Genomic DNA, 5,772 nt, shown 5'->3' with positions numbered 1-5,772 from the left:
TCCAGGAGCTGCGCGGCGGCCAGGTCGCTGTCTTTCATCGCAATCAGCGTCTGCTGCTGCTTCTGCAGCTTTTCCAGGTCGGCGACGCGGCCGCGCAGCTCCTGGATCTCGGCGTCGCGGGTGGCGACATCTTCCTTGGCCTGACGCAGTTGTTCGTTGCCCAGCATGTCGCCCTCACTGCCGGCGGCGGTGCCGGTGGTTGTGCCTGCATTGGTGTCGGTGGCGGCGACCGCCGGCGCGATCTCCAGGCGTGCGCCGCTGGCCGCAGCCGCAGCCACCGGCTTGACGGCCGGGCCCGGCGTGGCGGCAACGCCGCTGCTGGCCGGCTGCGGGATCGCCGCGCGCGACTGGCGCCACTGTGCGGCGTGTTCGCGCACGATCGCGGCCGCTTCGCTGGCGTCGATCGGCGCGGGGATATCGGTGGGGCTGCGCAGCACCGCGCCCTGCTTGAGCAGGTTGACGTTGCCGCGGATGAAGGCCTCCGGGTTGGCGCGCAGCAGCGCGACCATCGCCTGGTTGCGGTTGATGCCCTGTTCGCGGGCGACCGTGGCCGCGATCTGGGACAGGGTCTGGCCGCGTTGCACGGTGACGCCGCCGGCGGTGCTTGCCGGTGTGGGCGCTGCGCCGCGCGATGGCGCCGTGCGTGAAGGCTGCGCGGCCGTGCGTACCGGCCTGGTCTCCGCCGCAGGCGCAGGCGCGGCCGCCGGCGCCGGTTCACGCACGATGGCATTGGACATCGCGCCGGCTGGCGCGACGATCTCCGGTTCGGCCACGGCCAACGCACTGTTGGGTGCATCGACCAGCGCCGAGTATTCACGGACCAGGCGCCCCTGGCCCCAGTCGGCTTCGATCAGGAAATTCAGCGACGGGGTGGTGACCGGGGTCTGGGTGCTGACCCGCACCACCGCCCTGCCCTGCGCATTGCGGGTCAATTCGAACTGCAGCTCGCTGACCAGGCCGGCCGGTGCGTCCAGCCCGACCCGGGCAAACGTGCCCGGCGAGGCCAGCGCCACCCGCAGGTTCTGCAGCTCGGCCGGGTCGGCCGAGATCACCGGAATTTCGGCCAGCAGCGGCTGGCCGGGCTTGGACAGCACCCGGATATCGCCCAGGCCCAGGGCCAGGGCGGAGCTGCTGGCCAGGGCCAGCAGCAGAGTGGACACATACTTGAGCGGGCGCAGGGCGCCCCGGGTCCGGTTGTTCATGGCGGCCAATATAGCGGCTCCCCCCGTGACCGGCGATGGTTGAATTGCAGCCGCCGATGGCATCCCCATGCCATCGGCGGTGCACGATCAGCCTTCGGCGGCGACCAGCTCGGCCAGCTGCACGGCATTGAGCGCGGCGCCCTTGCGGATGTTGTCCGACACGATCCACAGGTTCAGACCGTTGGGATGCGACAGATCCTCGCGGATACGGCCGACATACACCGCATCGTTGCCCGACGCATGGGTCACCGGGGTCGGATAGCCGCCGGCCTCATGCTTGTCCACCACTTCCACGCCCGGCGAGCGCGACAGCAGTTCACGCGCGGCCGCCACGGTGACCTTGTCGCGGGTTTCGATGGTGACCGCTTCGGAGTGGCCGTAGAACACCGGCACGCGCACCGCGGTGGGGTTCACCAGGATGCTGTCGTCGCCGAGGATCTTCTTGGTTTCCCAGACCAGCTTCATCTCTTCCTTGGTGAAGCCGTTTTCCAGGAAGTCGTCGATATGCGGGATCAGGTTGAAGGCGATCTGCACCGGGAACCGCTGCGGGTCGATCTGCTGGAAGCTGAGCAGCTGGCCGGTCTGCTTGCCCAGTTCTTCCAGCGCCGAACGACCGCCACCGGACACGGACTGGTAGGTGGCCACGTTGATCCGCGTGATGCCGTACTGGCGATGCAGCGGCGCCAGTGCCACCAGCATCTGCATGGTGGAGCAGTTCGGGTTGGCGATGATGCCGCGCGGGCGGTTCTTCAGCGCCTCCGGGTTCACTTCGGACACCACCAGCGGCACGTCGTCGTCGTAACGGAAGGCCGACGAGTTGTCGATCACCACCGCACCGGCCGCGGCGAACTTCGGGCCGAACTCCTTGGACACGCTGCCACCGGCGGAGAACAGCGCGATGTCCACGCCCTTGGGGTCGAAGTCGGCCAGGTCCTGGACCTTGATCTTTTCGCCGCGGTAGTCGATTTCACCGCCGGCCGAGCGCGAGGACGCGAGCAGGCTCAGCGAGGCGATCGGGAAGTCGCGCTCGGCGAGGATGGACAACATGGTTTCGCCGACGGCGCCGGTGGCACCGACGACAGCGACGTGGAAACGACGATCTGCATTGCTCATGGGGGAACCTCGTGTTGGATGTGCCGACCTGCGGTCGGTACCTGCCGTGTTTTGGGGATCTGTACCGATCAGTGACCGGTACGTGCCGTGTTTGGGGAATGTGTGCCGACCAACGATCGGTGCCTGCCGTGCCTTGGGTGTGTACCGACCCACGGTCGGTACCTGCCGGTTCGGGAACCTCGCCTGTTGGCCGGGGAGGTTCCCTATCGTTTTGCGTCGTCGATTTTTTTGCCGCCCACGGTCGCGCGGCCGGTGTTCGCGGCGGCCACAGCGTCGGCGTTGATCGCGCTCGGCGGGCGGCCGGCGTTCGGCCCCAGGCCCAGCGCGGCGATGAGGTTGTCCACGGCCAGCTGCACCATCGCCCGGCGCGTGGCCTGGCTGGCGCTGCCGATATGCGGGGTCAGCACGATGTTGTGCAGGGCCAGCAGTTCCGGGCGCACCGTGGGCTCGCCTTCGAACACGTCCAGGCCGGCGGCGGCAAGGCGGCCGTTGGCCAGGGCATCGGCCAGCGCCACCTCGTCGACGATGCCGCCGCGGGCGATGTTCACCAGGGTGGCGGTCGGCTTCATCTTCGCCAGCGCGCCGGCGTCGATGATGTGGTGCGAGGAGGCGCTGTAGGGCAGCACCAGTACCAGGTGGTCGGCCTGGGCCAGCAGCGTGTCGAGGTCGACGTACTCCGCGCCTACCTCGGCTTCGGTGGCGTCGGGCAGGCGCGAGCGGTTGTGGTACAGCACGCGCATGCCGAACCCGAGCGCGCCGCGGCGGGCGATGCCCTGGCCGATGCGGCCCATGCCGAGGATGCCCAGCGTGCTGCCGTGGATGTCCGCGCCGAGCAGGGTCTGGAACGACCATTGGCCCCACTGCCCGTCACGCAGCCAGCGCTCGGCCTCGGTGATGCGGCGGGCGGTGGCCATCAGCAGCGCGAAACCGAGGTCGGCGGTGGTTTCGGTCAGGACGTCCGGGGTGTTGCTGGCCAGGATGCCGGCCGCGCTGAGCGCGTCCACGTCCAGGTTGTTGTAACCCACGCCGACGTTGGCGATCGCGCGCAGTTGTGGTGCGTTGGCGATCTCGGCCGGGCCGATGCGCTCGTTGAGGGTGATCAGGGCACCCTCGACGCGGGACAACTGCTCGGCCAGCATCTGCGGGGTATAGCGGGTGACATCGCCGGTCATGGTCAGGTCGACATGCTGCCCGAGCTGCTCGACGACATCGTCGAACAGCGGCTGGCTGACCCATACCCTGGGGCGGCGATCAGCCATCGATCGTGCCCGGAATGCGCGGGGTGATGTCGCCGACGTCGCCGCACTGCGCGCGGTGGCGCAGGGCCTGGTCCATCAGCACCAGCGCCATCATCGCCTCGGCGATGGGGGTGGCGCGGATGCCGACGCACGGGTCATGGCGGCCGGTGGTGATCACATCGACCGCGTTGCCGTCGGCATCCACCGTGGCACCGGGCAGGCGCAGGCTGGAGGTGGGCTTGAGCACGATCGAGGCGGTGACCTGCTGGCCGGTGGAGATGCCGCCGAGGATGCCGCCGGCATGGTTGCTGGCGAAGCCCTGCGGGGTGATCAGGTCGCGGTGTTCGGTGCCCAGCTGGGCGGCGCTGGCGAAGCCGTCGCCGATCTCCACGCCCTTGACCGCGTTGATGCTCATCAGCGCGGCGGCCAGATCACCGTCGAGCTTGCCGTAGATGGGCTCGCCCCAGCCGGGCGGGACGCCGTCGGCGACCACGTTGACGCGCGCGCCGACCGAGTCGCCGGACTTGCGCAGCGCGTCCATGTAGCTTTCCAGCGCGGGCACCTGCTCGGCAACCGGCCAGAAGAACGGGTTGTCTTCCACCGCCGACCAGTCATGCCCGGTGGGGGTGATCGCGCCGAGCTGGGACAGGTAGCCGCGCACGGTTACGCCATGGCGCTGCTGCAGCCACTTCTTGGCGATGACGCCGGCGGCCACGCGCATGGTGGTTTCGCGCGCGGACGAACGGCCGCCACCGCGCGGGTCGCGGATGCCGTACTTCTGCCAGTAGCTGTAGTCGGCATGGCCCGGGCGGAACTGCTGGGCGATGGCGGTGTAATCCTTGCTGCGGTGGTCGGTGTTGCGGATCAGCAGGGCAATCGGCGTACCGGTGGTGCGGCCTTCGTAGACGCCGGACAGGATCTCGACGTCGTCGGCTTCGCGGCGCGCCGAGGTATGCCGGCTCTTGCCGGTGGCGCGGCGCTGCAGGTCGTGGTCGAACTCACCGGCGCTGATTTCCAGCCCCGGCGGGCAGCCATCGATCACGCAGCCGATCGCCGGACCATGCGATTCGCCGAAGGTGGTGACGGTCAGCAATTTGCCGAAGCTGTTGGAACTCACGGTCGCTGTGCTGCCAGTTCGGTGATGCGCGCGCTGTGGGCGATCAGCTCACGGCATTCGACGGCGAAGATGCCCATCTGGCCGACCTTGAATTCGATCCAGGCAAAGTCGACTTCGGGCAGGAGCTTGATGAGATGCTGTTCGGACTCGCCTACTTCGCAGATCAGCAGGCCGTCTTCGCTGAGGTGCAGCGGGGCATCGCGCAGGATCTTGAGGACCAGGTCGAGGCCGTCGGGGCCGGCCCGCAGGCCCATGTCCGGCTCGTAGGAGTATTCCTGCGGCAGGGCATCGGTTTCGTCGTTGGTGACGTAGGGCGGGTTGGTGACGATGAGGTCGTAGTGGCGGCCGGTGAGGCCGGTGAACAGGTCGGACTTGATCAGGGTGACGTTATGCGCCTGGAGGCGGTCCTTGTTTTCATGCGCCAGGGCCAGGGCATCGTCGCTGAGGTCGACGCCGTCCACTTCCCAGTTGGGGTAGTAGTGGCCGATGGCGATGGCGATGCAGCCCGAGCCGGTGCACAGGTCGAGGGCGCGGTGGACGTCGCGGCCGGCCAGCCAGGGTTCGAAGCCGGTTTCGATGAGTTCGGCGATGGGCGAGCGCGGGACCAGGGCGCGGCTGTCACTCTTGAAGCTGAGGCCGGCAAACCAGGCTTCGCCGGTAAGGTAGGCGGCGGGGAGGCGTTCGTTGATGCGACGTTCGAACAGGGCGAGCACTTCGGCCTTTTCGGGCGTGGTGACGCGGGCGGCGCCGTAGGCGGGGCCGAGGTCATGCGGGAGGTGCAGGCTGTGCAGGACGAGCTGGGTAGCCTCGTCCAGGGCGTTGTCGTAGCTGTGCCCGAAGGTGAGGCCTGCGGCATTGAAACGGCTGGTGCCGTAGCGGATCAGGTCGATGATCGTGTGAAGTTCGGCGGCCGTTTCGGCAGTCATGGCAAGGCAACAGACAGTGTGGCCCCCGATTATAGGCGACCCCATGCCCCCCGGCATCCGTTGCAGTCGAAAGTGGTTGTGTTGGGGTTGGAGGCCTGGAGCCAGGTCAAGGTCAAGGTCAAGGTCAAGGTCAACTTCAAGAGCAGCGCCGCTTTGTTTGCGGGTTGGGTCGGTGG

Annotated in this window: 5 protein-coding genes; all 5 read right to left on the bottom strand. The window is 68.3% G+C overall.

What is annotated here, in order from left to right:
• A partial coding sequence (locus DBR34_RS07780; RefSeq protein ID WP_308812520.1) for a FimV/HubP family polar landmark protein occupies positions 1 to 1,202 on the bottom strand: 1,202 nt, incomplete at its 3' end.
• An 87-nt stretch (positions 1,203 to 1,289) separates the two neighbouring features.
• Positions 1,290 to 2,315 (bottom strand): aspartate-semialdehyde dehydrogenase, encoded by a 1,026-nt coding sequence (locus DBR34_RS07775; protein ID WP_128096366.1) that lies wholly within the window; start codon positions 2,313 to 2,315, stop codon positions 1,290 to 1,292.
• Positions 2,316 to 2,518: 203 nt separating this feature from the next.
• On the bottom strand, positions 2,519 to 3,574 hold the full coding sequence (locus DBR34_RS07770) for a D-glycerate dehydrogenase (protein WP_128096365.1): 1,056 nt from the start codon (positions 3,572 to 3,574) through the stop codon (positions 2,519 to 2,521).
• On the bottom strand, positions 3,567 to 4,670 hold the full coding sequence (aroC, locus tag DBR34_RS07765) for a chorismate synthase (protein WP_128096364.1): 1,104 nt from the start codon (positions 4,668 to 4,670) through the stop codon (positions 3,567 to 3,569). The genes DBR34_RS07770 and aroC overlap by 8 nt, the downstream gene beginning before the upstream one ends.
• On the bottom strand, positions 4,667 to 5,596 hold the full coding sequence (gene prmB / locus DBR34_RS07760) for a 50S ribosomal protein L3 N(5)-glutamine methyltransferase (RefSeq protein WP_128096363.1): 930 nt from the start codon (positions 5,594 to 5,596) through the stop codon (positions 4,667 to 4,669). Before prmB ends, aroC begins: the two co-directional genes overlap by 4 nt.
• Between the last annotated feature and the right edge of the window lie 176 nt (positions 5,597 to 5,772).

The sequence above is a fragment of the Stenotrophomonas sp. HMWF003 genome, from assembly GCF_003061285.1.
GTDB classification, from domain to species: Bacteria; Pseudomonadota; Gammaproteobacteria; order Xanthomonadales; family Xanthomonadaceae; genus Stenotrophomonas; species Stenotrophomonas maltophilia_AP.
This window is presented reverse-complemented; position numbering and strand designations above follow the sequence as displayed.

Excerpts from the sequence above, each read along its gene's own strand:
- DBR34_RS07775 (WP_128096366.1), bottom strand. The coding sequence starts at position 2,315 with ATGAGCAATGCAGATCGTCGTTTCCACGTCGCTGTCGTCGGTGCCACC.
- DBR34_RS07770 (WP_128096365.1), bottom strand. The coding sequence starts at position 3,574 with ATGGCTGATCGCCGCCCCAGGGTATGGGTCAGCCAGCCGCTGTTCGAC.
- prmB (WP_128096363.1), bottom strand. The coding sequence starts at position 5,596 with ATGACTGCCGAAACGGCCGCCGAACTTCACACGATCATCGACCTGATC.